At 57.7% G+C, this 3,651-nt stretch carries 2 protein-coding genes; one reads left to right on the forward strand and one right to left on the reverse strand.

Going from position 1 to position 3,651, the window contains the following annotated elements:
• The first annotated feature begins 154 nt into the window (after nucleotides 1–154).
• Entirely contained in the window at nucleotides 155–1,318 is a 1,164-nt protein-coding gene (locus RMO18_RS11075; protein ID WP_309665931.1) for an SAVED domain-containing protein, read from the forward strand.
• 74 nt (nucleotides 1,319–1,392) lie between these two features.
• On the opposite strand, the gene RMO18_RS11080 is transcribed toward RMO18_RS11075, so the two are convergent.
• Complete coding sequence (locus tag RMO18_RS11080) at nucleotides 1,393–3,513, reverse strand: S8 family peptidase (protein WP_309665932.1); 2,121 nt, start codon at nucleotides 3,511–3,513, stop codon at nucleotides 1,393–1,395.
• Nucleotides 3,514–3,651: the final 138 nt, after the last annotated feature.

Raw genomic sequence — 3,651 nt, forward strand, 5'->3', positions numbered from 1 at the left:
AACACGATGTTGATCGCCGACACGACGGTCCCGTGGGCTTCTGAGTGGCTGCATCATTATGAGATATGGCACCTCTATGGAGCGTGGCGTGGCGCAAACGCTCCCGGGCCAATCTCCATCCGTGAAATGAGGGAGCTTGAGAGCGAGGCACATGATGGCTAGGGGGCGCAGCCCGTCACTGATTGCTCGGATGGTGGTTTGGGGACGCGCCGGCGGTCGATGTCAGTTTGCCGGCTGTGGAAAACGGCTGGACGGTGATCTTGTCACCGGCGACCTTAACAAGAACCAATCATACCTGGCGCATATCATCGCCTCCGATCCAGGGGGCGAACGCGGTGATCCAGTGTTGTCTCATCAGCTGTCAGATGCTCCAGAGAACTTGATGCTGATGTGCGATCCACACCACAGGGAGATCGACGATCCCCAAAAAATTCAGCGCTACACGGTCGAGACTCTCCGAGAGATGAAGCGGCGCCATGAAGACCGCCTGGATCGGCTTATGTCTAACCCGAGTGCAACTGCGGCGCACATCCTACGGATCAGCGCGACGGTCGGTGACAACGAGACCGCTGTTCCTCTCAAAGCTTGCATCGACGCATTGACACCCAACTTCACCTTGGCAGACCGCGCTCCGATCGACATCAAGATCAGGGGAATGGACCACAAAGACAGTGACCCGACATACTATCCCACCGAGATTGGAAACCTGCGAGCGAGGTTTGATCGAGAGATTCGTGGCCGCTACCAAGAAGGCGATCTCGAGCACCTCGCAATCTTTGGATTCGCGCCGATCCCCATTCTAATGGAGCTTGGTCGTTTGCTGTCAGATCTTTCGGAAGCAACCGTTTACGGGCGCCATCGCGAGCCAAACCCCGGCTGGACCTGGCCAAACGACGGCGAAGGGCTCAACTTTGGCCGAGTTGTTGGACCGGCTGGATCGAAGACTGTGGCACTCAAACTTTCTGTAACCGCTGAGATTACTGACGATCGTGTTCGCGCGGCACTTCCAGGACAAGATGTGTCAATCTGGGAAATCCGGAGCAGCCGCATTGGGGCAAACGAACTTCGCAATCAAGCGGATCTTGCAGGTTATCGAATTTTGGTTGGAAAGATCTTCGACGAGATACGAGCCCAGCATGGACCGGACGTCGAACTGTCTGTTTTTCCAGCGGTGCCGACAACTTGCGCCATTGAATTTGGGCGTGTTTGGCAGCCCAAAGCGCACCTTTCGTTCGACGTCTACGATCAGACGCAAGCTGAAGGCTTTATCCTCCGCCATCGGATCGGCCCCGCGCGAAAGGTTAGCGCAACTTCGTAACGACCAGGCCGCGTAGCATGTGCAACAGGCTTTCTCGAGCGGCTGTGTGCTGCCGTGGCTGTGGGCAGGAACGATTACACCCTGATCCGCTGCCTCAGGCGGGCATAAAGCTGGATCCCCGGCTGGTGCTCGAGTTCAATAGCTACCGCAAAATCTTGCGCCACTTCCTGATCTTCGGCCCAACCTCCTATGCATCGCACAACAAGATAATACTCGTCGCCATACTCGGTTGTGTCTTTTTGATAGGTCTTTGCCGCAGTCTGTAAGGTATTCCCGTCCCGCCGGTTCGGCGTTGGTTCGAGATTGCATTTGAAACGGTTTGGAATATCTGGCGGGTCCCCCTCGTCGGCACCTCGCGCCCGGAAATGCTCAGACAGATCCTCTACATCGCAGCCGCGCAGCAGACGGAAGTTCATTTTCGTCCCGATGTACTCAGCGCGGGTACGTCGGACAGGTGGGTTGAACGCCAGAGACACCCTGATAGTTCGTCGACCGTTTCCCTGAAACTCTGGTGGGATCGGAACTCGATAGACCGCGAACTGGTTAATCTCCAATCGCGCTTCCGAATAGAGCACCACGCGATGATCGTCTGAATAGGCGGCCCGGAGGGTGTCGACCTGCCCATTGCCGCAGATTCGAGCCTTGTCATCTTCACTAAGCGCCGCAAGCACCTGCCCGGCTGGATCAGGGAATGTCGCCGCACCTGCCAAAAGTGCACGGATCAGGTTTGAAGACGCCCAAGGAAAGCGGCGTAGCAGATGAGCCGCCTTGTTGGCTAGCATCGGAGCCGAATAGGAGGTCCCGTGCCCGCTGGTTAGCAGTTGGCGAAGGAAGTCGTGGTTGAGCGTAATCACCCCAGCTTCAGCAAACATCGGCGCGCCCTGAAGCCGTGCTGACGGCGCATCAAACACTAGTGTGCCGCCGACATCGATAAAGTCTGGCTTCCTGATTCCGGCGGCGCCCGGCCCAGATCGTGTAAAGGGCGAGGGTTCCATGGCGTTGGTGATCGATTGCACGTGGGCATCGTGCAAATGCCGAGTGCCCAAACCTGAACCATTTGCGAGGGATCCGACCGTGACGATGTTTGCTGCTCCAGCCGGCTCGAAGAGCCGGTTGGCTGCTTCAAGCAAGTAGCTGGGGTACTCGGTTAGTCCCTGCTCGACCGCAGCCCCGGCGCGGGGCATTCGGTTTCCAGCCGAGACGAAGATCAGAATGTCGAGTTCGCGTACCAATTCATCGAGCGTAGCGGCCCACGGCCCGACCCTCCCGACCTCATTACGGGCCCTACTATCTCCGAGTGACAGGACGAAGATCCGACAGCCGTAATCTGCGTGAAGTCGCCCAATCGCCTCACGCATCTGGCTGGGCAACGTCCGCCGCTCGTAAAAGCTGCCATCGTCCTGAACAACTTTGGCGGAGACAAGTCTTGCGTTAGGTTGGACTAGTTGACCCGGAGCGAGTCCGCGAAGGTCCCCAAATACGGCAACGCCTGCCACGCGTGTTCCGTGACCCCAAACATCTGCCGTGCCAAGTGCTGTGGGAAAGGCAGTGAAACCGGCAATACTTCCTTCCAGAAACGGGTGTTCATTCAGGCCGCTATCAAGAATACCAATCACTGGCGCGTCTGGATCAGCTGGCAGAATAGCTGGTGCATCAGGCAGTTCCATCCTGACGAGATCAACGGCCTCAAGGTCTGGGAGCGGCGGCAGGTCGATGTAGGCAATCTCGGGAACCGAGAGCAGAGGACGCAACGCCTTTCCAGCGGCACTGGCGCGCAAAAGGGTGATTGAGGGACCAATGTAAGTGTCGTGTACTTCGCCATTCTGAGCGTTGATAAAGGCCTCTATCTCATTTGCTTTGCGCTGCCGCGCCGCGCGTCCCCCGAAATCCCAAAGCTCGACATCGACGGTATAGACTTGGTCGTCCCGCAGATCGGTGGCGTCCGTTAACCCGGCTTCCCGGAACCGAATACCGATGCGATCCCGGGGCGCCAACGTTCCAACATCTTCGATTCGAGATACGAAGCCTTCGTATCGCCGACTTGCCTGTCCGGCAGGGATTGGGCCGTCGTAGGCTTCAAGGCGTCGAATGAGTGCGGCAAGATCGCCGGCAGAAGAGAACAGGACAATGTTCTTGTCATCGTCGCTAGACAGCAAAGTCAGGCCAAGCGCCTGCCAGTCCTCCTCAAGAAGCATCCCATTCATTCTGACTCGAAGAACTAAGGACGGATCAACAAACTGTGCGGGGCGATTTCGGAGCTGCGCTTCGACAGCGGCCTCCACTTCAGTCCTGACCCGTCGACCGTATCCACCGCCGCGTGGTGGGGTTGGCCC

This window comes from Tabrizicola sp., from assembly GCF_031377265.1.
Classification (GTDB): Bacteria; Pseudomonadota; Alphaproteobacteria; order Rhodobacterales; family Rhodobacteraceae; genus JAUYQR01.

Coding starts and splice junctions, on each gene's coding strand:
- RMO18_RS11075 (WP_309665931.1), top strand. CDS start 155: ATGGCTAGGGGGCGCAGCCCGTCACTGATTGCTCGGATGGTGGTTTGG.
- RMO18_RS11080 (WP_309665932.1), bottom strand. CDS start 3,513: ATGCTTCTTGAGGAGGACTGGCAGGCGCTTGGCCTGACTTTGCTGTCT.